This is a genomic window from Sphingomonas ginkgonis, assembly GCF_003970925.1.
Classification (GTDB): domain Bacteria; phylum Pseudomonadota; class Alphaproteobacteria; order Sphingomonadales; family Sphingomonadaceae; genus Sphingomicrobium; species Sphingomicrobium ginkgonis.
Map to the genome: position 1 here is coordinate 2,713,584 of NZ_RWJF01000001.1, position 20,911 is coordinate 2,734,494.

25 protein-coding genes are annotated in these 20,911 nt (G+C 68.9%); 14 read left to right on the forward strand and 11 right to left on the reverse strand.

Annotated features, from left to right (window positions below; all coding sequences use genetic code 11):
* Positions 1–21: 21 nt before the first annotated feature.
* Entirely contained in the window at positions 22–192 is a 171-nt protein-coding gene (locus HMF7854_RS15855; protein WP_185829283.1) for a hypothetical protein, read from the forward strand.
* Positions 189–521: a hypothetical protein gene (locus HMF7854_RS13065; RefSeq protein WP_126719591.1), complete on the forward strand. Its 333-nt coding sequence runs from the start codon at positions 189–191 to the stop codon at positions 519–521. The genes HMF7854_RS15855 and HMF7854_RS13065 overlap by 4 nt, the downstream gene beginning before the upstream one ends.
* On the opposite strand, the gene HMF7854_RS13070 is transcribed toward HMF7854_RS13065, so the two are convergent.
* A complete protein-coding gene (locus HMF7854_RS13070) occupies positions 518–1,120 on the reverse strand; it encodes a hypothetical protein (RefSeq protein ID WP_126719593.1) in 603 nt (200 codons plus the stop codon). The genes HMF7854_RS13065 and HMF7854_RS13070 overlap by 4 nt on opposite strands.
* 35 nt (positions 1,121–1,155) lie before the next feature.
* The gene (locus HMF7854_RS13075) at positions 1,156–1,695 is read right to left on the reverse strand and encodes a type 1 glutamine amidotransferase domain-containing protein (RefSeq protein ID WP_126719595.1); all 540 of its coding nucleotides are present in this window, start codon (positions 1,693–1,695) and stop codon (positions 1,156–1,158) included.
* 50 nt (positions 1,696–1,745) lie between these two features.
* Between HMF7854_RS13075 and HMF7854_RS13080 the strand changes: the two genes are divergently transcribed.
* From HMF7854_RS13080 to HMF7854_RS13095, 4 genes are read left to right on the forward strand one after another with little or no spacing between them, the layout of a single operon-like run.
* On the forward strand, positions 1,746–2,786 hold the full coding sequence (locus tag HMF7854_RS13080) for a DNA topoisomerase IB (RefSeq protein WP_126719597.1): 1,041 nt from the start codon (positions 1,746–1,748) through the stop codon (positions 2,784–2,786).
* Positions 2,787–2,817: 31 nt separating this feature from the next.
* Positions 2,818–3,909 carry a mechanosensitive ion channel family protein gene (locus tag HMF7854_RS13085; RefSeq protein ID WP_185829285.1) on the forward strand — a complete coding sequence of 364 codons (1,092 nt, stop codon included), beginning with the start codon at positions 2,818–2,820 and terminating at the stop codon, positions 3,907–3,909.
* Between the two features lie 46 nt (positions 3,910–3,955).
* The gene (locus HMF7854_RS13090) at positions 3,956–4,426 is read left to right on the forward strand and encodes a MaoC family dehydratase (RefSeq protein ID WP_221766451.1); all 471 of its coding nucleotides are present in this window, start codon (positions 3,956–3,958) and stop codon (positions 4,424–4,426) included.
* Positions 4,423–5,607 carry an acetyl-CoA C-acyltransferase gene (locus tag HMF7854_RS13095; protein ID WP_126719601.1) on the forward strand — a complete coding sequence of 395 codons (1,185 nt, stop codon included), beginning with the start codon at positions 4,423–4,425 and terminating at the stop codon, positions 5,605–5,607. Before HMF7854_RS13090 ends, HMF7854_RS13095 begins: the two co-directional genes overlap by 4 nt.
* A gap of 22 nt (positions 5,608–5,629) precedes the next feature.
* Here HMF7854_RS13095 and HMF7854_RS13100 read toward each other — a convergent pair whose 3' ends face one another.
* Positions 5,630–6,724 (reverse strand): catalase family protein, encoded by a 1,095-nt coding sequence (locus tag HMF7854_RS13100; protein ID WP_126719603.1) that lies wholly within the window; start codon positions 6,722–6,724, stop codon positions 5,630–5,632.
* Between the two features lie 136 nt (positions 6,725–6,860).
* Between HMF7854_RS13100 and HMF7854_RS13105 the strand changes: the two genes are divergently transcribed.
* The 3 genes from HMF7854_RS13105 (at position 6,861) to HMF7854_RS13115 (ending at position 9,388) form a co-directional block, all read left to right on the forward strand.
* On the forward strand, positions 6,861–7,637 hold the full coding sequence (locus HMF7854_RS13105) for a slipin family protein (protein WP_126719605.1): 777 nt from the start codon (positions 6,861–6,863) through the stop codon (positions 7,635–7,637).
* A 79-nt stretch (positions 7,638–7,716) separates the two neighbouring features.
* The gene (locus HMF7854_RS13110) at positions 7,717–7,971 is read left to right on the forward strand and encodes a hypothetical protein (protein ID WP_126719607.1); all 255 of its coding nucleotides are present in this window, start codon (positions 7,717–7,719) and stop codon (positions 7,969–7,971) included.
* A 19-nt stretch (positions 7,972–7,990) separates the two neighbouring features.
* Positions 7,991–9,388 (forward strand): MFS transporter, encoded by a 1,398-nt coding sequence (locus HMF7854_RS13115; protein WP_126719608.1) that lies wholly within the window; start codon positions 7,991–7,993, stop codon positions 9,386–9,388.
* A gap of 184 nt (positions 9,389–9,572) precedes the next feature.
* Here HMF7854_RS13115 and HMF7854_RS13120 read toward each other — a convergent pair whose 3' ends face one another.
* Positions 9,573–10,802 (reverse strand): polyhydroxyalkanoate depolymerase, encoded by a 1,230-nt coding sequence (locus HMF7854_RS13120; protein WP_126719609.1) that lies wholly within the window; start codon positions 10,800–10,802, stop codon positions 9,573–9,575.
* Positions 10,803–10,927: 125 nt separating this feature from the next.
* On the opposite strand from HMF7854_RS13120, the gene HMF7854_RS13125 reads away from it, so the two are divergent.
* Both HMF7854_RS13125 and HMF7854_RS13130 read left to right on the forward strand, forming a co-directional pair.
* Entirely contained in the window at positions 10,928–12,712 is a 1,785-nt protein-coding gene (locus HMF7854_RS13125) for an ABC transporter transmembrane domain-containing protein (RefSeq protein ID WP_126719610.1), read from the forward strand.
* 52 nt (positions 12,713–12,764) lie between these two features.
* Positions 12,765–13,568 carry an energy transducer TonB gene (locus tag HMF7854_RS13130; protein WP_126719611.1) on the forward strand — a complete coding sequence of 268 codons (804 nt, stop codon included), beginning with the start codon at positions 12,765–12,767 and terminating at the stop codon, positions 13,566–13,568.
* Here the strand turns inward: HMF7854_RS13130 and HMF7854_RS13135 are convergent.
* From HMF7854_RS13135 to HMF7854_RS13165, 7 genes are all read right to left on the reverse strand, one after another.
* Positions 13,565–13,939 (reverse strand): ExbD/TolR family protein, encoded by a 375-nt coding sequence (locus tag HMF7854_RS13135; RefSeq protein WP_126719612.1) that lies wholly within the window; start codon positions 13,937–13,939, stop codon positions 13,565–13,567. The genes HMF7854_RS13130 and HMF7854_RS13135 overlap by 4 nt on opposite strands.
* A gap of 472 nt (positions 13,940–14,411) precedes the next feature.
* Positions 14,412–14,837, reverse strand: a complete 426-nt coding sequence (locus HMF7854_RS13140) for an ExbD/TolR family protein (protein ID WP_126720228.1) — start codon at positions 14,835–14,837, stop codon at positions 14,412–14,414.
* A gap of 24 nt (positions 14,838–14,861) precedes the next feature.
* Positions 14,862–15,350 carry an ExbD/TolR family protein gene (locus tag HMF7854_RS13145; RefSeq protein ID WP_126719613.1) on the reverse strand — a complete coding sequence of 163 codons (489 nt, stop codon included), beginning with the start codon at positions 15,348–15,350 and terminating at the stop codon, positions 14,862–14,864.
* A 78-nt stretch (positions 15,351–15,428) separates the two neighbouring features.
* Positions 15,429–16,271 (reverse strand): MotA/TolQ/ExbB proton channel family protein, encoded by an 843-nt coding sequence (locus tag HMF7854_RS13150; RefSeq protein ID WP_126719614.1) that lies wholly within the window; start codon positions 16,269–16,271, stop codon positions 15,429–15,431.
* A 65-nt stretch (positions 16,272–16,336) separates the two neighbouring features.
* Complete coding sequence (locus tag HMF7854_RS13155; protein ID WP_239016983.1) at positions 16,337–16,993, reverse strand: energy transducer TonB; 657 nt, start codon at positions 16,991–16,993, stop codon at positions 16,337–16,339.
* A 228-nt stretch (positions 16,994–17,221) separates the two neighbouring features.
* Positions 17,222–17,650, reverse strand: a complete 429-nt coding sequence (locus HMF7854_RS13160; RefSeq protein WP_239016984.1) for a dihydroneopterin aldolase — start codon at positions 17,648–17,650, stop codon at positions 17,222–17,224.
* Positions 17,647–18,381, reverse strand: coding sequence for an SDR family oxidoreductase (locus HMF7854_RS13165; RefSeq protein WP_126719616.1), 735 nt, complete (start codon positions 18,379–18,381; stop codon positions 17,647–17,649). Before HMF7854_RS13165 ends, HMF7854_RS13160 begins: the two co-directional genes overlap by 4 nt.
* A 74-nt stretch (positions 18,382–18,455) precedes the next feature.
* Here HMF7854_RS13165 and HMF7854_RS13170 point away from each other — a divergent pair, with 74 nt between their 5' ends.
* The 3 genes from HMF7854_RS13170 to HMF7854_RS13180 are packed head-to-tail and all read left to right on the forward strand — an operon-like array spanning position 18,456 to position 20,796.
* Positions 18,456–19,025 (forward strand): DUF1285 domain-containing protein, encoded by a 570-nt coding sequence (locus HMF7854_RS13170; protein ID WP_126719617.1) that lies wholly within the window; start codon positions 18,456–18,458, stop codon positions 19,023–19,025.
* A complete protein-coding gene (locus HMF7854_RS13175; protein ID WP_126719618.1) occupies positions 19,022–19,603 on the forward strand; it encodes a CoA pyrophosphatase in 582 nt (193 codons plus the stop codon). The genes HMF7854_RS13170 and HMF7854_RS13175 overlap by 4 nt, the downstream gene beginning before the upstream one ends.
* Positions 19,600–20,796, forward strand: a complete 1,197-nt coding sequence (locus HMF7854_RS13180; protein WP_126719619.1) for a CCA tRNA nucleotidyltransferase — start codon at positions 19,600–19,602, stop codon at positions 20,794–20,796. Before HMF7854_RS13175 ends, HMF7854_RS13180 begins: the two co-directional genes overlap by 4 nt.
* The last annotated feature ends 115 nt before the right edge of the window (positions 20,797–20,911 follow it).

Sequence of the window (20,911 nt, forward strand, 5' to 3'; positions counted from 1 at the left end):
GCCCTGGGGCGGGGGAAAGTCATGTTGCTTCGTGAAGTGGAACGCTACCTCGACAACAGTAAAGTGCCGGCCACCAAGTTCGGCCGGATGGTGATGAAAGATCCTCGGTTTGTCTTCGACCTGCGGCGCGGTCGGGAGCCTCGGGCGCAGACCATGGCCAAGGTCCGCCAGTATCTGGAGCGGGTCAAGTGACCCGCCTGGGCATGTCCCGCGCCGGGGCAGCGCTCCATCGCGCGTTGCTAGCGCGAGTGGGCAAGGAATGTGATAGGATTTTACTTAGTTTCTGGACGTCGATTGATTGGCGTTCGCTTACGTTCAATGGGGAACGTCACAGCATTGGCCTGGTTGCGACGGGTCCCGATGCGGAGCAGCTGTCTCGCCGCCTGCTCGACGGGATCGAGGAAGCGGAGTTCGAGCTGCCCGGCCACTTCCTGGCCGAGATCTGCCGCGCGGGCGAGCTCGAGCGGCGTGCCGACGGCGCGGTGCTGATCCAGCTTGAGGCGCTGACGATCGAGTCCTAGCCGCGACGGCTGGCCAGCGTCCGCTTGAGATCGGCCAGCGCATGGTGGAGCGCGGCGCTGGCGTCGGCATTGAGCGGGTGCACGCTGGCCCCGGGCCCGGCGATCCCCTCCGCGACGCCCGCGGTCGTCGCGCCCCCCGCACCCTTGAGCAGATGCGCGTCGATCCGGGCGCTGAGCTCGCCCGCGGTCGGCAGCGGCCGCCCGGTGCCGGGGCCGAACAGCTGGACCACCCGCGCGTCCCGATCCGCCTCCGGCAGCGGATCGTCGAGCAGCAGCTCATCATTCTCCGGCGCCAGCAGCTGGTCGAGCAGCAGTTCTTCCGGCCCGAAGCCGGTGGCAACCTCGGTCAGCAGCAGGGCGTCCTCCGCATCGTCGAACAGCGCGGCGGGGGTGAAGGCAGGCAGGCGCAGCGGCGCCTGGCGGCTGCCGACACGGCGCAGCCCGCCGAGCGCCACCCCAAAGCCAAGGCTGGTCGCCGGCAGCACCCAGGCCGCCCCTCCCAGCCGGAAGCTCGCATAGGCGAGCCCGCAGGCGAACGCCGCCGCCGCCGCCCCGTCGACCAGCCATCCGGCCAGCCCCTCGTCCCCGCTCCGGTCCATGCCGGGGCGATAGCAGGCGAAAGGTTTCCGACGGGTTAGGGGCGCGCCAGCAGCAGCTCGGCGATCGCCTCGACGAAGGCCGGCACGTCGTCCGGGCAGCGCGCGGTCACCAGCGCCCCATCGACCACCACGTCCGCGTCGACCACCGTCGCCCCAGCGTTGCGGAGATCGGTCCGGATCGAGCGCCAGCAGGTCGCCCGGCGCTGCCGAAGCAGATCGGCCTCGACCAGCAGCCAGGGCCCGTGACAGATGGCGGCGACCGGCCGACCCGCCGCGGCGAAGGCGCGGATCAGCGCGACCGCCTGCGCGTCGGTCCGCAGCGCATCCGGATTGATCACTCCGCCCGGCAACACCAGCGCGTCGAAGCTTTCCGCGCGTGCCTCGGCAATGGTGAGGTCGGGCCGGATCGTCCGCCCGGGATCGTCGAGAACGGTGGCCTGGATGGGCGCTCCCGTCGGCGCCGCCAGCCGCACCTCGGCCCCGCGCTCGCGCAGCAGCCGGAGCGGCCCGAACAGCTCCTCCTCCTCGAACCCGCTGGTCGCCATCAGCAGCACGCGGCGGCCGCTCAGATCCATTCTCAACCCTCCCAAGGGAACCGGGCGCTACGGCGGAGAATTGATCCGCCATGCTCCGCCACTGCAGCGATTCGGATCCCGGTTACACCCGCAAGCGCGTCGGGAGCCACTGGGCTTATTTCAACGCCGACGGCAGTCGGGTCACCGACCGCGACGAAATCGATCGGCTGAACGCGATCGCGCTGCCGCCCGCCTACACCGACGCCTGGTTCTCGGCCCACGCCAACGGTCATCTCCAGGCCACCGGGATCGATGCCCGCGGCCGCAAGCAGTATCGCTATCACAATGACTTCCGCGCCAAGCAGGACGCAGCGAAATACGAGGGGTTGCTGGAGTTCGGCAAGGCGCTCCCGCGGCTGCGGCGCCGGATCGAGCAGGACCTGAAGAAGCGCAAGCACGGCCGTGACACGGTGCTGGCCGCCGTCGTCCGCCTTCTCGACACCCAGCATGTCCGCGTCGGCAACGAGCAATATGCGCGCGAGAACAAGAGCTTCGGGATCACCACCCTGCGCAACCGCCACCTTCGCCGCAAGGGCTCGAAGATGCTCATGCGGTTCGTCGGCAAGCACGGCATCACCCACGAGGTGAAGGTCACCGACTCCAACCTCAAGCGGATCGTCGGCAAGTGCCAGGAACTGCCCGGGCAGATGCTGTTCCAGTATCTGAACGATGAGGGCGAGCCCTGCCCGATCAGCTCGAGCGACGTGAACAGCTACATCAAGGAAGCGACCGGCGGCGACTTCACCGCCAAGCATTTCCGCACCTGGGGCGCCAGCGTCATCGCGATGGACCAGCTCCTCGAGAAGGCCGAGAACGCGCGGATCACGGTTAAGACCGTGGTCGAGCCGGTCGCCGAGGCGCTCGGCAACACGGTGGCGATCAGCCGCAAGTCCTACGTCCACCCGGGGCTGCTTGAGGCGGTGAAGGAAAGCCCCCGCGACCCGCTGAACGGGCTCGACCGGCCGCGCGGAAAGACCCGCCTCGCCTCCAGCGAAGTGGCGCTGCTCGAATGGCTGGCAGCGGGGACGAAGAAGAAGCGGCGGCGCAAGCCCGCCGCCAATGATACTGGCAAGGAGAGCGCCGCGGCTTGATCGGCCGCGTCCCGCTTGCCATTCCGCGCCGATGATCGACCGCCTGCACAGCTTCGCCCGCTGGTTCGTCGCCAATCTCGACGCGCTCGCCCTTGGCTGCCTTGCCGCGGCGGTGATCGTCGGGCTGATGCTGCTGCTGCGGACTTTCGGGCAGCGGACCATCGACTCCGATCCCGAGTGCCGTACCTGGCGCGGCGTGATCGGGCGGGTGCTGGCCAAGACCAGCTTCGCCTTCATGATCGTCGCCGCTATCGACATGGTGGTCAGCTACGCCGATCCGCCGCCCAAGATCGCGCGGCTGTCGGACATCCTCTTCACCATCGGTTTCGCGCTGCAGGGCGCGGTATGGGCGCGCGAACTCATCCTCGGGGTGATCGGCCGCAACATCAGCGAGGAGGCGGGCGAGAGCACGATCGGCAACGCCATGGGCGTCATCCGGGTGCTGATCAGCGTCGCCCTGTTCACGGTGGCGCTGGTCGTCATCCTCGACAATCTCGGGATCAACGTCACCGCACTGGTCGCCGGGCTGGGGATCGGCGGGATTGCCATCGGCCTTGCCGCGCAGGGCATCTTCGCCGACCTGTTCGCCGCACTCGCCATCCTGTTCGACCGCCCGTTCCGCCGCGGCGACACGATCCGCTACGACCAGTCGATCGGGACGGTCGAGAAGATCGGACTCAAGACGACCCGACTGCGCTCGGTAACCGGCGAGCAGATGGTGATCGCCAACACCAAGCTGCTCGAGCGCGAGATCCACAACCTCGCGCAAGGCCACAGCCGCCGTTCGACCCTCACCTTCGGCGTCTCCTATCAGACAAGCCCCGAGGCACTGGCGCGCATCCCGCAGCTCGCGAAGGCCGCGGTCGACACTCGCCGCGGCTGCCACCTCGTCCGCTGCGCCCTGACCGGGTTTGGCGCCTCTAGCCTCGACCACGAGCTGCTGTTCGATGACGCGACCCTCGATGCCGATGCGCTCGCGGCGGACCGGGCGGCCATCATGCTGGCGCTGATCCGCAGCTTCGCCACCGAGAAGATCGACTTCGCCTATCCCACCCAGGTCACCTTTACCGCCGCTCCCGACGGCCGCCTCGTCATGCCCTGGCCGGAGCCGAAGCCGGCCTGATCGGCCCGGGCTTGCTCAATACCGTTCTTTCGATAAACGGTTAGTCATGCCCGAGATGACTCTAGACCGGATTCGCGGATTGGTCGGAACCGAAGTCGGCGTGTCCGACTGGATCAGCGTCGACCAGGAGCGGATCACCCACTTCGCCGAGGTCACCGAGGACCGCCAGTTCATCCATGTCGACCCGGCTGCCGCCGCCGCGACTCCGTTCGGCGGAACGGTCGCCCACGGCTTCCTCACCCTCTCCCTGCTCAGCCGCATGTCGGCCGACGTCTCGCTGCGCCCGCAGGGCACGGTAATGGGGGTGAACTACGGGCTGGAGAAGGTCCGCTTCCTCGCCCCGGTGCGCGCGGGCAAGCGGGTCCGCGGGCGCTTCACCCTGCTCGGGGTCGAGGACCGCGCACCCGGCCAGTACCTCTTCCGTCATCAGGTCACCGTCGATATCGAGGACGAAGCCAAGCCGGCGCTGATCGCCGAATGGCTCGGCCTGCTGTTCACCCAGGGAGAAACCGAATGACTGCCGCCCGCGACGCCGTGATCGTCTCCACCGCCCGCACGCCGATCGGCCGGGCCTATCGCGGCGCCTTCAACGCCACCCCGTCCCCTACCCTCGCCGCGCACGCGATCCGCGCCGCGGTCGAGCGCGCCCGGGTCGATCCGGGCGAGATCGAGGACTGCATCATCGGCGCCGCGCTGCCGCAGGGCGTCCAGGCGACCATCGGCCGCACCGCCGCGCTCCGCGCCGGGCTGGGCGTCGGGGTCGCCGGCATGACCATCGACCGCCAGTGCGCCTCGGGCCTGATGGCGATCGCCACGGCCGCCAAGCAGGTCATCGTCGACCGCATGGACGTCTGCGTGGCGGGCGGGGTCGAGAGCATCAGCCTCGTCCAGACCCCCGAGATGCGGGTCGGCCCGGATCCCGAGCTGCTGTCGATGCACAACGGCGTCTACATGCCGATGATCCAGACCGCCGAGGTGGTCGGCAAGCGCTACAACATCAGCCGCGAGCGCTGCGACGAATATGCGCTTCGCTCGCAGCAGCGCACCGCCGAGGCGCAGCGGAACGGCGTGTTCGACAACGAGATCGTCCCGGTGACCGCCCGCATGGGGGTCAAGGACAAGGCCAGCGGCGAGGTCTCGATGCAGGAGGTCACGCTCGCCAAGGACGAGGGCAACCGGCCCGAGACCAACATGGAGGGGCTCGCCTCGCTCCAGCCGGTGATGGGCCCCGACAATCTCATCACCGCCGGCAACGCCTCGCAGCTGAGCGACGGGGCGTCGGCCTGCGTCGTCATGGACGCCGGCTACGCCGAGAAGAAGGGGCTCGAGCCGCTCGGCCGCTACATCGGCATGGCCGTCGCCGGGACGGAGCCCGACGAGATGGGGATCGGCCCGGTCTTCGCCGTTCCCAAGCTGCTCGACCGGTTCGGCCTCGGGGTCGAGGACATCGGGCTGTGGGAGCTGAACGAGGCCTTTGCCGTGCAGGTCCTCTACTGCCAGGACAAGCTCGGCATCCCCGACGGCCGTCTCAACGTCAACGGCGGCGCCATCTCGGTCGGCCACCCCTACGGGATGAGCGGCGCCCGGCTCACCGGCCATGCTCTGCTCGAGGGCAAGCGGCGCGGCGAGAAATATGTCGTCGTGACGATGTGCGTCGGCGGCGGCATGGGCGCCGCCGGCCTGTTCGAGGTCCTCTAGCGACGCCGCGGCGGCGCGGGGGTCAGCCCTGCGCCGCCTCCCTGGCCGGAAGCGCCTCGTCGAGCGACTTGGGCTCGACCCGCTTCGCGCCAGCCATCCGCCGCTCGCTCATCACCGGGTAGACCGCCAGCCGCGCGCGCATCACGCCGCCCAGCGGCCGGTGCGCCTCCAGGCTGTTGTTCGGCTGGAACGCCAGGCCGTTGTCGAACAGTTCGCGGCGTCGCTCGTCGAAGGCGGGCTGCGGCGGCAGGGTAAGACGGCCGACCAGCCGGTAGGGGCTGTCCTCCTGCGGCCATTCCACCGACGCGTCCTCGACCGGCATCTTGTCGAGGTCGGTGCAGAGCTGGACCGAGAAATCGAAGGTCGCGCCGTTGCGGCGGAAAAACGCTTCCATCGCGTGACGGAACGCATTGTCGTCGTCGCTCGCGTCGATCTCCTCGTCGCTGATCGCCGCCAGCGTCTCCTCGCTCACCACCATCGCGACCTTGGCGACATAGTCGCCCCACCGCAGCGGCGCCTGGCTGAAGTAATTCTCGGCGAGCGGATGACGCGAGGGATGACCGAGGAAGCTGAGGATCTTGCTCGAGTTGCCGAACAGGGCATTGGTCGCGCGGGCGACGTTCGACACCGCTGATTTCACGCTGTCAGGCATCGCCGGCGCGTTCGCCACCCCGCCCTTGAAGTCGGCGAGGAAGGTCTTGGGCGTCGAGTGGATAAAGGCCGGCCCCGGCTCCAGCACGAAGTCCTGCGTCGTCTGCTCGCGCGCCTCGGGAATGCGCGGCCCATCGACGTCGAGCAGCTTGATCGCCATCCCGCGGTGGGTCGAGATGCGATCTGGGATGAGCTCGCCCGGCCCCTGCGCGAAGCGGACCAGCGCCTCGTAGCGGCCCGGCTGCGCGGCGATCCCCTGCGCCAGCTCGGGCGGCAGGTCGCCGAAAATCTCCAGCTCGCCGCCGAGCAGCCCAGTCGCCTTGGCGTGGCTGGTCCGCATCGAATGGCCTTCCTTCTTCTCCTGCTTCTCGCCGAGCTGGATGAAGGTGTCGCGGATCTTGCCGATGGTCTCCTGTTCGTCGTCGACAATCTGCTCGATCGAGGGCTCGTAACGCACTGCGGACATCGACTATTCTCCTTGGTAACGCCCTTACAACGCGTCGCGGCGTGATCGGTCGCTACGCACCGCTGCCATTCGGCGGGCCCGGTCTGCCCAGCGCCACCTTTTGCCGCTAGGATCGCCTTCCTTGCTGGGAGGCGATATGTATCCGTTGCTCATTCCGGTCGTAGTGATCCTCGCCGGCGCTCTCGTCACCGGGCTGAAGAGCTTCGGCATCAACCAGGAATATCAGCGCGCCGTGCTGTTCCGGCTCGGCCGCCTGGGGACGATGAAGGGGCCCGGCTGGTACTGGCTGATCCCGTTCGTCGACCGGGTCGTGAAGGTCGACAAGCGGACCATCACCTACCAGCTCGAGACCCAGGAGACGATCACCCGCGACGGCGTGGCGGTCCGGGTCAACGCCGTCCTGTGGTTCCGCGCCGAGTCCCCGGTCCAGGTCGTCACCTCGGTCGAGAACTGGATGTCGGCGACGGTCCAGGCGGCGGAGACCGCGCTGCGCGACGCGATCGGCCAGAGCGAGCTCGACAACATGCTCAAGGACCGGATCACCATCAACCGGCGGATGCAGGAGCTGCTGCGCGAAGCCTCGATGAACTGGGGCGTCGAGATCGACTCGGTCGAGATCAAGGACGTCGACATCCCCGAGCAGATGCAGCGGGCGATCGCGCGCGAGGCCGAGGCCATCCGTGAGAAGCGGGCGCGGATCATCAAGGCCGAGGGCGAGCAGGTCGCGGCCAGCAAGCTGTCGGAAGCCGCCAACATCATCAGCGGCTCGCCCGGTGCGCTCGAGCTCAGGCGGCTGCAGACGCTGTCGGAGATCGGAACCGAACACAACAGCACCATCGTCGCCATGCTGCCGGTCGAGCTGATCCACGCCGCGCGCAAGATCGCGAACATGCCCGACGCCGAGGAGAAGTGAGCGGACGCGCCCGCACTTCCAACGGTGCGGCAACCTCCCCGCCGCCCGCGCATTGACCGGACGACAACGGGAGAGTGTGATGTCGGATTCCAGTCAGCCGCTGCTCGAGCGGGTCGCGCGGGTTCTTTGCGGAGCGGCGCACAGCGCCAACGCGGAAGGGCGCGAGACGAGCGCTGGCGAGCATGTCGACCGTCACTGGCGCGAGCATCTGAACCAGGCCCAGGCCGTCCTCCACACGATGCGCGAACCGGACCAGGCGATGGCCGCGGCGGGCGACGAGCAGGTCTGGAAGCGCATGGTCGAAGCCGCCATCACGCAGAAGGCGGACGCCTGACGAGCGTGGCCGACCGCTGATGGCGCGCGGGCAGGAACAATCGCGCGCCGACCCGCGCTGGACCCTGGCGACCTCGGTCCTCGCCTCCTCGCTGAGCTTTGTCGAAGGCTCGGTGCTGAACGTCGCGCTGCCCGCGATCCGGTCCAGCTACGGCTCTAACGCCGAGCAGCTGCAATGGGTCGTCAACGCCTATCTCCTGCCGCTCTCCGCGCTGCTGCTCCTCGGCGGAGCGCTCGGCGACCATTTCGGCCGGCGCCGGCTGCTGGTGGCGGGCACCGCGCTGTTCGCCGCTGCCTCGCTGCTCTGTGCGCTCGCGCCGGGCGTCGAATGGCTGCTCGCCGGCCGCCTCGCGCAGGGAGCCGGCGCCGCGCTGCTGCTTCCCAACAGCCTCGCGCTGCTCAATACGGCGTTCGAGGGCGAGCGACGCGGCCGGGCGATCGGCATCTGGGCCGCGGCCGGCGCTGCCGCTGCGGCGGTCGCCCCGCTGATCGGCGGCTGGCTGGTCGACCATGTCGGCTGGCCGAGCATCTTCTACATCAACCTGCCGCTCGCCTTGGGCGCGATCGTCCTGGCGCTGCGCTTCGTCACCGAAGGCCGCGACGAAGCCGGCGGCCGGACCGACTATGGCGGCGCGCTCAGCGCCACGCTCGGGCTCGGCGGGGTTACCTATGCGCTGACCCGCTGGTCCGCGACGACCCGCATCGACACCCAGTCGCTGCTGTTCGGCCTCGGCGGCCTTGCCCTGCTTGCCGCCTTCCTGCTGATCGAGCGGCGGCGCGGCGAGAAGGCGATGATGCCGCTGGCCATGTTCGGCGACCGCGCCTTCGCCGGTCTCAACGGCATGACCTTCCTGCTCTACGGCGCGTTCGGCGCGGTCATGCTGCTGGTCCCTTACCTGCTCATCTCGGCGCTCGGCTATTCGCCGGTCGAGGCCGGGCTGGCGATGCTCCCGCTGCCGATCGTGATCGCCACCGGCTCGCCGCTGATGGGTGGCCTTGCCGAACGGATCGGCCCCAGGCTGCCGCTCAGCATCGGCCCGTTGGTGGTCGCCGCAGGAATGCTGCTCGGGCTCCGGATCGGGACCGAGGCCCGATACTGGAGCGAGATCTTTCCGGCGATCACCGTCATGGCGCTCGGCATGGCGCTGGCGGTCGCGCCGCTCACGTCGACGGTGCTGGCCCCGGTCGACGCGAAGCACACCGGCACCGCGTCCGGTCTTAACAGCGCGGTGGCGCGGCTCGGCGGGCTGATCGCCACCGCCCTGCTCGGCGGGGTGCTCGCGCTCAAGAGCGGGGCGCTGCTCGGCGGCTTCCACCACGCCCTGTTCGCCTGCGCCGCGACCGGGGTCCTGGCCGGCGGCGCGGCGTTGCTGACGGTCGGCGGCGACAAGCCCGCCGGGAACCGCTCCGGGCGATGAAAAGGCCGCCCGGGCGAACCCGGACGGCCTCAAACATTGTCTAGCCGATGAGCGGCTGACGCTTAGGCATGCACCTCGGCGGAGGCGACGCTCACCGACTGGGGACAATGAGACATCAGACCACCTCCTTTCAGTTGTTGAACACTGTCAGCAAGATGGCCCGCTCGCCTGCGGTTTCAAGGGCTTAGCCGTTCGCGGCGATGAACTGTTCGACGACCGGCGCGATCATCTCGCGCCAGCGACGGCCGTTGAAGATGCCGTAGTGGCCGACCCCGTCCGCCATATAGTAGAGCTTCTTGCTCGCCGGGAGCCTGGTCGCGATGTCGAGCGCGGCCTTGGTCTGGCCGAGCCCGCTGATGTCGTCGCGCTCACCCTCGATCGCCAGCAGTGCCGTGTCGCGGATCGCCGCCGGGTCGACCTTGCGGCCGCGATGGGTCAGCAGCCCGCGGGGCAGCAGGTGGTTCTGGAACACCGCATCGATCGTCTGCAGGTAGAATTCGGCGGTCATGTCGCAGACCGATCGATATTCGTCGTAGAACTTCCGAGTCGCGTCGGCGCTCTCGTCGTCGCCGACCACGAGATGCTTGAACATCTCCCAGTGGCTGATGAGGTGGCTGCCGAGGTTCATCGTCATGAAGCCGGCGAGCTGGAGGAAGCCCGGATAGACCTTCCGCCCGACGCCCGGGTAGGTCATCGGGACAGTCGCGATGACGTTGCGCTGGAACCAGGCGTGCGGGCGCTGGGTGGCCAGCGTGTTGACCGCGGTCGGCGCCTCGCGGGTGTCGATCGGGCCGCCCATCATGGTCAGGGTCGCGGGCCGGTTGGGGTGCTTGTCCGCGCCCATGATCGCGGTTGCCGCATAGGCCGGAACCGAGGGCTGGCACACCGCCAGCATGTGCGGCCGCTCGCCGCCCTGCCCGATCGTCTCGAGGAACTCGACCAGATAGTCGATATAGTCGTCGAGGTCGAAGCCGCCCTCCGACAGCGGGACGAGCTTCGCGTCGCGCCAGTCGGTGATGTAGACGTCGTGACCCGGCAGCATCCGCTCGACCGTGCCGCGCAGCAGCGTCGCGTAATGGCCCGACATGGGCGCGACGATCAGCAGCTTGGGCTGGTTCGCCGGCGCGCCCTCGCGGACGAAATGCTTGAGCTGGCCGAACGGCTTGCGGAGCACGATCTCCTCGCGCACCGGCAGCGTCTTGCCGCCGACCACCGTCTCGGTCAGGTGGAACTCGGGCTTGCCGCGCGGCGCGGCAGCATGGGCGAACACTTCCAGACTGGCCGCAGCGATCGGGCCCATGTGCCCGTAGCTGAACGGATTGGCCGGGTTCGACAGCCAGCCGGCTGACAGATTGGCCAAATGAGAAGCGCCCGCGAGCAGCGAGCGCTGCATCTCATAGGCATCGTAGAGCATGAATGTCCCTTCCCCGGACCAATGCTTGTGCAGCGCAAAAGGTCCGCTTGCAAGGCAATCCGCCGATTGGTTCGGGTGCGGCGCACAAGATTGTTGTCCCTCTTCTAGGCTGCTAATCCGCGGTCATGGCGAAACCACCCCAGGATGAGCGCGAGAAGGGCAAGAGTCTCGCCAGCTTGACGATGATCTGGCGCTTCGCCAGCCACTATCCGGGGCATCTCGCCGCGGCGGCGCTGGCGCTGATCGTCGCGGCCGGGGCGACGTCGGGCGTGCCCTACGCCTTTAAGCTGATCATCGACAAGGGCTTCGCCCATGGCGGCGCCGACGCGCACATCGCGCGCTGGTTCGAATATCTGCTGCTGCTGGTCAGCATCCTGGCGCTCGCCACGGCGACCCGCTTCTACTTCGTCAGCTGGATTGGCGAGCGGGTCGTCGCCGACCTTCGGCTGGCGGTGCACCGCAACCTGCTGCGCATGCCGCCCGGCTTCTTCGAGGAGAACCGGCCGGCCGAGATCACCAGCCGGATCACCGTCGACACCACGATCATCGAGCAGGTGGTCGGCACCACCGTCTCGGTTGCGCTGCGCAACGTGCTGATGGGGATCGCCTGCACCGTCATCCTCGTCGTTCTCGCGCCCAAGCTCGCGGGCATGATGCTGCTGGGAATTCCGCTGGTCATCCTCCCCCTCGTCTTTCTCGGCCGCGCGGTACGGCGCATCTCGACCGCCAGCCAGGCGCGGATCGCCGATGTCGGCACCGTCACCAGCGAGGTGCTCGGGGCGATGAAGATCGTCCAGGCCTTCAACCAGCAGGACCGCGAGAGCGACCGCTTCACCGCCGCCACCGAAACCGTCTTCAATACCGCGCGGCGGCGGATCCGGATCCGTTCGGTGATGACCGCGCTGGTGATCTTCCTCCTCTTCACCGCCATCACGCTCGTCATCTGGCAGGGCGCGATCGACGTCGCGGCCGGGCGAATGACCGGCGGCACCATTGCCGCCTTCGTGCTGTACGGCGGGCTGCTCGCGGGCGCCTTCGGGGCGCTCAGCGAGGTCTACGGCGACCTGCTTCGCGCAGCCGGGGCGAGCGAACGGCTGCACGAACTGCTGGTCGCCGAGCCAAGCATCCGCGCCCCCGCCGAGCCGAACGCCATGCCCCAGCCGCCGCAGGGCCTGCTCGAATATGTCGACGTCGGCTTCCGCTACCCGACGCGGCAGGACGTCTCGGCGCTGAACGGATTCACTCTCACCGTCCGTCCCAACGAGCGGCTGGCGGTGGTCGGTCCGTCCGGCGCGGGCAAGACCACCCTGTTCCAGCTTGCCGAGCGGTTCTACGACCCCCAGCAGGGAAGCGTCCGGATCGACGGCGTGGACCTGCGCGACGCCGATCCATCCGACGTCCGCCGGCGCATCGCCATCGTTCCGCAGGAAACGGTGATCTTCGCCGCCTCGGCCCGCGACAATCTTCGCTACGGCCGCTGGAACGCCACCGACGACGAATTATGGGCGGCCGCCCGGGATGCCAATGCGGAGACCTTCCTTCGCCAACTGCCCGAAGGGCTCGACACCTTCATGGGCGAGGGCGGCGCGCGGCTCTCGGGCGGCCAGCGCCAGCGGATCGCAATAGCCCGTGCGCTCCTCCGCGATGCGCCCTTGCTGCTGCTCGACGAGGCCACCTCCGCGCTCGATGCGGAGAGCGAGCGGCTGGTCCAAGACGCGCTCGAACGACTAATGGGTGCGCGGACGACGATGGTCATCGCCCACCGCCTCGCGACCGTCCGCTCGGCCGACCGGATCATCGTTATGGACGAAGGACGGATCGTCGAGGAGGGAAATCACGCCGCGCTGAGCCGGGCCGGCGGCCTCTACGCGCGGCTCGCCCGCCTCCAGTTCGACGATCTCGCCGCCTGACCGCGTCCAAGCCGGCCGCAACGCAAGCGGCCGATCGGACGTTTGGGCCGTAATGAAACGCCAGTTGGAGAAGTCGCGGGAGGAGAAGATCGGGTCGGCCGCGGCGGTGATCGCCGTTCATGCCGCGCTCGGCTGGGCGCTGATCCAGGGCCTCGGGTTCCGGGTCAGCAACTATGTCGAGAACCCGCTCAAGGTGTTCGACGTCCTGCCGGAGGCGCCTCCCCCGCCCTTGCTTGTCCCCAAACCGCCGCCGCCGCCCAAGGTCAAGCAGAGCCGCGCCGAGCGGCCGAAGGATGCCGAGGGAGCCGCAGCCCCACCGGCCAAGAAGAACACCCCGACCGAGGTCGTTGCGCCCAAACCGGTGCTCCCCGTTCCAACCCCGATCGCCGCAGCGCCGGTCGCCGGCCAGGGTACCGCCGCCAAGTCCGGCGCCGCCCCGGTCGATGGGCCAGGCACCGGGGCGGGCGGTCTTGGGAATGGCACCGGCAGCGGGCTGAGCGGCAACGGCCCGGGCGGCGGCGGCGGCGGCGTCGGCGAGGACGCCGAGATGGTCAGCGGCTGGATCAACGCCCGCTCCGACTTCCCAGTCGAGGCGGTCCGCGCGAACGCCCAGGGCACCGTCTACTTCGACTTCACCATCCTGCCGACCGGTCGGGTGACCGCCTGCCAGGTGGTTCGCTCCAGCGGCTACCGGATCCTCGACGACCAGACCTGCCGCCTCGCCCAAGATCGCTTCCGCTTCCGCCCGGCGACCGACGCCGGGGGACGGGCGATCAGCCAGCGAGTCCACGGCCGTCAGGCGTGGGAGCTTGGCCGCGGGCGCGATCGCTCCGACGATGAGGAAGACGACCGCTAGAAGCGAGCGTAGGCCTCGTTGCCGACGAACCCCATGCGGGTCACGCCGGCGCGCCGGACCATCGCAAGCAGCCGGTCGACCCTCTCGTAGCGAGCCCTTGCCGCCGGCTGGAGCTGCAGCTCGGGCAGCGCCGGGTCGGCCGCCACCGCCGCCAGCGTTGCCTCCATCTCTCGCTCGCTCGCCGGCTTGCCGTTCCAGACGAAGGTGCCGCCGTTGGTCACTCCGATGCGGTTGACCGTCGCATAATGCGGCAGCGCGGTTCCGACCGGCAGGTCGACCCGCACAGCCTGGCTGGGTGGCGGCATGGTGATGATCAGCATGATGAGCAGTACCAGCATGACGTCGATCAGAGGCGTGGTGTTGATTTCCATGAGCGCCGCCCCTGAAGCGTCCGCGTTCGGCGCTGCAGCCGGACGGGATACGGTAGCGGCAAGAGCGGAATGGACCATGACTCACCTCCTCAAGAATACGATGTAATAACATCACGTGAGTGGTGCGATAGCAAGTCCTTCCAGTCTGTGCCTTCGATTACCTCGAAGCGGCCTCGTACAACACCGCAAGGGCGCGGCAAGATCCGGCAGGTTGAAGGTCGGTTTACTAACAGCAAAGATGGTCCAAAGCCTGGCTCGAACCGATCAAACAGTTATTGAAGCCACTTCGAAAGGCCGGCTTGGCCTCCTCGCTTAAGCTTGAACGGGGTCAACGCCTAAGTGGTCACCGATGCCGGTTGTCTTAGAACCAGGCTTGCCCCAACAGGGACGGGCAGGTCACCCGGACAGCCCCAACGAGAAAGGGCGGCCCGTTGCCGGACCGCCCTTCTCTCTTACCGCCTCCGTAGGGCGATCAGAACTTCATGTAGGCTTCGTTCCCCACGAAGCCCATCTTCTCGACGTGCGCTTGCTTGGTGATCGCAAGCACTTCGTCGACCAGCTCGTAGCGGGCCTCGGGCTCGGGCTGCAGGTGCAGCTCCGGGACCGGGTTCATCTGCTGCGTGATATCCAGATACTGGCGCAGCTGCTGCTGGTTGACGGTCGCCCCGTTCCACAGGATCGCGCCCTGCGTGGTGATGACCAGCTTGTTCTTCACCGGATCGATCGGCGGCGGGGTGTTGTTCTGCTGGTTCTGCGGAAGATCCAGCTTCACCGCGTGGGTCTGCGGCGGGATGGTGATGATGAGCATGATGAGAAGAACCAGCATGACGTCGATCAACGGCGTCGTGTTGATCTCCATCATCGGCTCGCCTTCACTGTTCGAGCTCGTGGTCTGCATCGCCATGGCGAGGCGTTCCTTTCGTTACAGCCGGGTCACGGCATAACCCGGGGGCGGCTCGGAAATGAAGCCGACGCGGGCAAAACCGGCACGCTGCATGGTGAAGATGGTGCCGCCGATGCAGCGGTACGGGGTATTCACGTCACCGCGGATATGCGCTTCCGGCATATTTTCCTCGTTGACGTTCTCAGGGCCGCCAACGGCCTTGACCAGCGCTTCCAGCTTGTCGGTTGCCCGCTTCAGCAGTTCGTCGCTGTCGACCTTCGTCAGCTGCCAGTAAACCTCGCACTGACCGCCTGGACCGCCCTTCACCGACAGGTTGACGTTCTCGGGCTTGGTCACGGTGGCTTCGTAAACGACCTTGGGCAGTGCCAGCGGAACAGTCTCGACGACCACCGGAACCGCGATCAGGAAGATGATGAGCAACACCAGCATCACGTCCACGAGGGGCGTGGTGTTGATGTCGGACATCGGGACGTCGTCGCCGCCTTCCTTGCCTACGCTCATTGCCATGGAATTGGCTCTCTCGTTCTCGTCAGGGACAGGATGGCTCCGGACCGGCCCGAACGGCCGGCCCGGAAATCCATAGTCTTAGCGACGGTCGGTCGGCTGCGCCTGCTGGCCGGTCTGGGTTGCGCCGGTCCGCAGCGGCTCGGTGCCGGCCGGGGTCGGAGCGCCAGGAGCGCGGGTCTGGGCGGTGCGCGAAACAGTCGACGAAGCGGCCGCCGGAGCGAGCATCGCCGGCTTCACGCGACCGTCCGACATCATGTAGCCATGAACGTCGTTGGTGAAGGCCGCGAGATCCTCGACGATCGACTTGTTGCGACGGATCAGCCAGTTGTAGGCGAGCACCGCCGGAACCGCGACGACCAGACCGAGCGCAGTCATGATGAGCGCCTCACCGACCGGACCGGCGACGGTGCTGATCGAAGCCTGACCCGACGCACCGATCTTGATCAGCGCGCGGTAGATGCCGATAACGGTACCGAACAGACCGATGAACGGCGCGGTCGAACCAACGGTCGCGAGGAAGGCGAGGCCTTCGCCGAGACGGGCCGCGATGCCACCCTGCGAACGGGCAAGCGAGTTGGCCATCCAGTCATGCTGGTCGATCGGATCGGTCAGCTTGCTGTGCTGGTCCTGGGCGACGAGGGCGTCGTCGACGATCGCGCGGTAGGCGCTGCGCTGGTCGAGCTTGGTCGAGGCGTCCTTGAGGTTCGGCGAGTTCCAGAAGCTCGAGCGGACCTTGCGGCCCTGGCTGATGATCTTCTGCTGCTCGAACAGCTTGGTGAAGAGGATGTAGAAGGTGCCGACGCTCATGATCACCAGGATCGTGAACACGGTCCAGCTGATGACGCCGCCTTCCTTGAGCGCCTGGAACAGGCCGTAGGGGTTGGCGTCGGCGGCGGCCGGGGCGGTTGCCGCGGCGGCCATCAGAGCAAGAACGGGAGAAGCCATAGGTTGCTACTTTCCTGAAAAGAAGTCGTTCTAGGTCAGTCTTATTGGGCCGGAAGGACCCATCGGATCGACCCGGAGTAAGAGTCGCCGGTGGGCTGTCCGTTGCTGTCGACTGCCGGGGTGAACCGCGCGCGGCTCTGCATGATCCGGCAGGTCGTGTTGTCGAGCGAGCGGGACCCGCTGGTACCGGTCACCGAGCAGCCGGTCACCCGGCCATTGGAGCCGATCTGCAGCGTGAAGCGGGTTGTCCCCTGCTCCTCGGCGCGCACCGCGTCGTCCGGATAGTCAGAGTCCGAGATGTACGACGCGAGGTTGGCCTTGGCTCGCGCGGCCTGCTGCTTGACAGGCGGCGGCGGTGCCGGCGGCGGGGCGGGCGGAGCCGGCGGGGCCGGACGCTCGATCAGCACCGGTGGCGCGGGAGGCGGGATGGTCGGGGTCACGCTCACCGGCGGCGGCGGCGTGTTGGTCCGCACCAGCGGCGGCGGAGCGGCCACCTGCGGCGGCGGCGGAGTCTCCGTCTTCTGCGGGGGCGGCGGTTCCTCGGGCGGAGGCGGCGGCTCGTCCTGGACGTCGAACGTCTTCAGGTCCGTCGCGGCCTTCTTGAACACGTTGTAGGCGAGACCCGAAACAAGCGCGTACCCGATGACGACATGGATCAGCGCAACGATGACGATTGCCACCGTCCGATTCGAGCTCATTTGCCTGCGATTGGCGTAGCTCATTTAAGCCAATTCTCTCCTCGATTGCCAAGCCCGGCGCCCGAGAGTGCCGGTCTGGGCAGGAAGCCGGCGGCGGGGGCGACGCCGGAAACCTTGAGTGGGCGCTTACGATGTTTCAACATATCATCGTAAGCAGGGGGCCTCTCTATCTGGCGCACAATGGCGGCGCAACGAATTTTGTTCCGCCGTCATGGTCGCTGGTAACGTTCACGGCGCCTCGCCGGTGAAACTGGCGATCACCACGCCAACGCCGCGCGCGTCCGGATAGATGTCCGGCTTGGTGGTCGAGACACGAATTGCGCTTACCCCGGCGCGTGCCGCAACCAACGCAAATATCTTGTTTGCCAGCGTTTCCTGAAGATTCCAGCGCTCCCGTGCGGCGAGCGCGAGGATGTCCGTCCGCAGCACATCATAGTCCCACGCGTTCACGGCCGCATCATCGGCCGGCGCGTCCAGCGCCTCCAGCCAGACTTCGACACTGACCAGCAGCCGCTGGGGTGTTCCGATCTCGAACTGGTGAAAACCGATGTCGGCCATGACTTCGAGCGAATCGAGGTGAATGCAGGCCTGCTTCACCCGCAATGTCGCCGGCACTAGGCCGTCGAGTCGCGGCGTGAATTCGATGATTTCGCTCAATGGAACTCCAGATGCTGCACGTCGCGCGGCGGCGCCATGAAGCGCTGCCCGGAATCGAGCTGAAGCGTCTGGCCGGTGAGGACGGGGGAGTCCAGCAGGTAACGGAGTGCCGTTAGGACGTCTGTCGGCTCTACGCCACGCTTCAGCGGGTTGTGCCGGTGTGCGACGGCGAAATTCTCGGCGCTTTGCCCGGCCGACTGTAGCATCAGCGCCGGCGCGATTGCATTGACCCGGATCCCCGAGCCCGCCAGCTGCCGCGCCAGCAGCTCGGTGAGCCCCGCCCCGGCGTATTTGGACAAGGTGTAGCTGAGGAAGTCCGGGTTGGGCGAAGCGAGCTTGGCATCGAGGATGTTAACGATCAGCCGGTCGCCTCCGAACGCCTCTCTGGCAAAGGCCTGCGACAGCAGCACCGGCGCTTGGACGTTGGTTTTCATGTGGGCTGCAAATTCCCTAAATGAAAAATTCGCGAGATCGTCCGGGGCGAAGCGGGCGGCGTTGTTGACCAGCAGCCGGAGCGGCGGCAGCCCGCCCGCCCGCGCCGCCGCCACGATCCGCTCCCCGCAGTCCGGCTCGGCGAGGTCGGCGGTCACCGCCACCGCGTTGGGCGGCACCTCGTCCTCGTCGCGGTGACGGTGCGCCACCACCACCCAGCCGTCCGCCAGCAGCCCGTCCGCCAGCACCCGCCCGACCCGCCGCGCGGCCCCGGTCACGATCGCGGTCCCGATGTCCATCCTCTGTCCTCACCCTCACTCGTCGCCACGGTCCGTCACTCGCAATCCGCGAAGCGCGCCCTTAGATGCATCCCATGCCCGAAAAGCGCGCGCCCATCGACATCAGCGGCAAGAGCCTCGCCGACATCGCCGCGCTGCTCGAGGACCGCTCGCTCCCCCCTGTCGAGCGCTGGAACCCCGGCCACTGCGGCGACAGCGGCATCCGCATCGACCGCGACGGCCGCTGGTGGCACGAAGAGCGCGAGATCGAGCGCGGCGCGATGGTCCGGCTCTTCTCGACCGTGCTGCGGCGCGAGCCCGACGGCAGCCACGTCCTCGTCACCCCGGCCGAGAAGCTGAGCGTCGCGGTCGAGCTCGCCCCCCTGCTCGCCACCGCCATGACGAGCGAGGGCGAGGGCGCGGCGCGCCGCCTCGCCTTCCAGCTCAACCGCGGCGACGCGGTGATCGCCGGGCCGGACCACCCGCTGCGGATGGCCGGCGAGGTCCCGCTGGTCGACTGCGGCCGCGGGCTCGAGGCGGCGGTCGCCCGCCCCGTCTACTACGAGCTGGCCGAGATCGCGCTGGGCGAGGGCGCCGACCCGCCCGGGGTGTGGAGCGACGGCGCCTTCTTCCCGCTGGTCGCCGCCGGAAGCACCGGCGAATGAGCGTCGCCGAGCGCCTCCGCGCCTCGCTCGTGCTCCCCCCGCCCGCCGACCTGCTGGCGATGGAGGCCGACCTCCTGCCCGGCGAGTTTCGCGACGCCGCGGTGCTGGTCGCGGTGACCGACCGGCCCGAGCCCGGAGTCCTCCTCACCACCCGCCGCGCCGACCTCCGCGCGCACCCCGGCCAGGTCGCCTTCCCAGGCGGCAAGGTCGACCGGTGGGACGCCGACGCGACCGCCGCCGCGCTGCGCGAGGCCGAGGAGGAGATCGCGCTGCCCGCCTCGGCGGTCGAGGTGTGGGGCACCGCCGACCCGTTCCGCACCGGCACCGGCTTCCACATCACCCCGGTGCTCGGGCTCGTCCCCGCCGACCTGCCGCTCGTCCCGCACGAGGGGGAGGTCGCCGACTGGTTCGAGCCCCCGCTCGCCTTCGTCCTCGACCCCGCCAACCAGCGCGAGGAGGAGGCGATGTTCCGCGGCAAGCTCCGCCGCTACCACGTCATCGAGTGGGAAGGCCGGCGGATCTGGGGCGTCACCGCGGCCTTGATCGTCAACCTGTCGCGGCGGATGGGGTGGCGATGACCGACCTCGCCACCCTCGCCCGCCGCCCCGGCCTGCCCGAGCTGCTCGCCGCGCTCGGCCAAGGCACCGCCCGCTTTGTCGGCGGCGCGGTTCGCGACACGCTGCTAGGCCTCCCCGTCCAGGACCTCGACCTCGCCACCAGCCTCTCGCCCTACGAGGTGATGCGGCGGCTCGGCGCGGCCGACATCAGGACGGTCCCGACCGGGATCGCGCACGGCACCGTCACCGCGATCAGCCGCGGCCAGGTCGCCGAGATCACCACGCTGCGCAGCGACGTCACGACCGACGGGCGGCGCGCCACCGTCGCCTTCACCGACGACTGGAAGGCCGACGCCGAGCGGCGCGACTTCACCATCAACGCGCTCTACTGGGACCCGGCCGACGGCGCCGCGCCGATCGACTATTTCGGCGGCCTCGACGACCTCGCCGCCGCGCATGTCCGCTTCATCGGCGAGCCGCTCCAGCGCATCGCCGAGGACCATCTGCGGATCTTGCGCTTCTTCCGCTTCCACGCCCGCTTCGGCCGCGGCGCGCCCGACCCGGCGGCGCTCGCCGCCTGCACCGCGCGGGCCAACGACCTGATGGCGCTGTCGCGCGAGCGGATCGCCGACGAGCTGCTCAAGCTGCTCGCCCTTCCCGCCCCCGCCGCGACCGTCGCGGTGATGCTGGAGGCGGGGATCCTGAGGCCCGTCCTGCCCGAGATCGAGTCCGCCGCCCTGCCCCGGCTCGAGCGGCTGGTGGCGGCGGAGGCGGCGGCCGGAACCGCGCCCGACGGGCTGCGCCGGCTCGCCGCGCTGCTCCCGCCCGATCCGGCGCTGGCCGAGCGGGTCGCGGCGCGGCTCAAGATCAGCAACAAGGCGCGGGCGCGGATCGCCGCCGCCGCCGACCCCGCGCTCGGCGCCAACCCGCGCGCGCTCGCCTATGCGCTGGGGAGCGAGGGCGCGGCCGACCGGCTGCTGCTCGCCGACCGCCCCGGCGACGTCCGCGCGCTGGCCGGCTGGACGGTCCCGCGCCTGCCGATCGGCGGCGGCGAGCTGATCAGGCGCGGCCTCGCCCCCGGCCCGGTGGTCGCGGCGACGCTGCGCGCGATCGAGCGCCAGTGGGTCGCGGCCGGCTTTCCCGAGGGCGAGCCGTTCGAGGCGATCGTCGGTCAGGCGATGGCCGACGCCCCGGTGGCGCCGGCGCGGGGGTGAGCGGGGCTTCCGCCCGGCTCGTTTCGTGGCGCAGGGGAGCGTGGGCAGCGGCGGGGTCGCGCTGACGGCCTGAGGGTGCTCCCGGCCGCGTTCCGGCGCGGGGAGCGGGTCCGGG

Excerpts from the sequence above, each read along its gene's own strand:
- HMF7854_RS13115 (WP_126719608.1), top strand. The coding sequence starts at position 7,991 with ATGGCGCGCGGGCAGGAACAATCGCGCGCCGACCCGCGCTGGACCCTG.
- HMF7854_RS13075 (WP_126719595.1), bottom strand. The coding sequence starts at position 1,695 with ATGGATCTGAGCGGCCGCCGCGTGCTGCTGATGGCGACCAGCGGGTTC.
- HMF7854_RS13105 (WP_126719605.1), top strand. The coding sequence starts at position 6,861 with ATGTATCCGTTGCTCATTCCGGTCGTAGTGATCCTCGCCGGCGCTCTC.
- HMF7854_RS13125 (WP_126719610.1), top strand. The coding sequence starts at position 10,928 with ATGGCGAAACCACCCCAGGATGAGCGCGAGAAGGGCAAGAGTCTCGCC.
- HMF7854_RS13145 (WP_126719613.1), bottom strand. The coding sequence starts at position 15,350 with ATGGCAATGAGCGTAGGCAAGGAAGGCGGCGACGACGTCCCGATGTCC.
- HMF7854_RS13170 (WP_126719617.1), top strand. The coding sequence starts at position 18,456 with ATGCCCGAAAAGCGCGCGCCCATCGACATCAGCGGCAAGAGCCTCGCC.
- HMF7854_RS13130 (WP_126719611.1), top strand. The coding sequence starts at position 12,765 with ATGAAACGCCAGTTGGAGAAGTCGCGGGAGGAGAAGATCGGGTCGGCC.
- HMF7854_RS13140 (WP_126720228.1), bottom strand. The coding sequence starts at position 14,837 with ATGCAGACCACGAGCTCGAACAGTGAAGGCGAGCCGATGATGGAGATC.
- HMF7854_RS13070 (WP_126719593.1), bottom strand. The coding sequence starts at position 1,120 with ATGGACCGGAGCGGGGACGAGGGGCTGGCCGGATGGCTGGTCGACGGG.
- HMF7854_RS13150 (WP_126719614.1), bottom strand. The coding sequence starts at position 16,271 with ATGGCCGCCGCGGCAACCGCCCCGGCCGCCGCCGACGCCAACCCCTAC.
- HMF7854_RS13100 (WP_126719603.1), bottom strand. The coding sequence starts at position 6,724 with ATGTCCGCAGTGCGTTACGAGCCCTCGATCGAGCAGATTGTCGACGAC.
- HMF7854_RS15855 (WP_185829283.1), top strand. The coding sequence starts at position 22 with ATGTTGCTTCGTGAAGTGGAACGCTACCTCGACAACAGTAAAGTGCCG.
- HMF7854_RS13155 (WP_239016983.1), bottom strand. The coding sequence starts at position 16,993 with ATGAGCTCGAATCGGACGGTGGCAATCGTCATCGTTGCGCTGATCCAT.
- HMF7854_RS13095 (WP_126719601.1), top strand. The coding sequence starts at position 4,423 with ATGACTGCCGCCCGCGACGCCGTGATCGTCTCCACCGCCCGCACGCCG.
- HMF7854_RS13120 (WP_126719609.1), bottom strand. The coding sequence starts at position 10,802 with ATGCTCTACGATGCCTATGAGATGCAGCGCTCGCTGCTCGCGGGCGCT.
- HMF7854_RS13080 (WP_126719597.1), top strand. The coding sequence starts at position 1,746 with ATGCTCCGCCACTGCAGCGATTCGGATCCCGGTTACACCCGCAAGCGC.
- HMF7854_RS13090 (WP_221766451.1), top strand. The coding sequence starts at position 3,956 with ATGCCCGAGATGACTCTAGACCGGATTCGCGGATTGGTCGGAACCGAA.
- HMF7854_RS13175 (WP_126719618.1), top strand. The coding sequence starts at position 19,022 with ATGAGCGTCGCCGAGCGCCTCCGCGCCTCGCTCGTGCTCCCCCCGCCC.
- HMF7854_RS13135 (WP_126719612.1), bottom strand. The coding sequence starts at position 13,939 with ATGGAAATCAACACCACGCCTCTGATCGACGTCATGCTGGTACTGCTC.
- HMF7854_RS13165 (WP_126719616.1), bottom strand. The coding sequence starts at position 18,381 with ATGGACATCGGGACCGCGATCGTGACCGGGGCCGCGCGGCGGGTCGGG.
- HMF7854_RS13110 (WP_126719607.1), top strand. The coding sequence starts at position 7,717 with ATGTCGGATTCCAGTCAGCCGCTGCTCGAGCGGGTCGCGCGGGTTCTT.
- HMF7854_RS13180 (WP_126719619.1), top strand. The coding sequence starts at position 19,600 with ATGACCGACCTCGCCACCCTCGCCCGCCGCCCCGGCCTGCCCGAGCTG.
- HMF7854_RS13085 (WP_185829285.1), top strand. The coding sequence starts at position 2,818 with ATGATCGACCGCCTGCACAGCTTCGCCCGCTGGTTCGTCGCCAATCTC.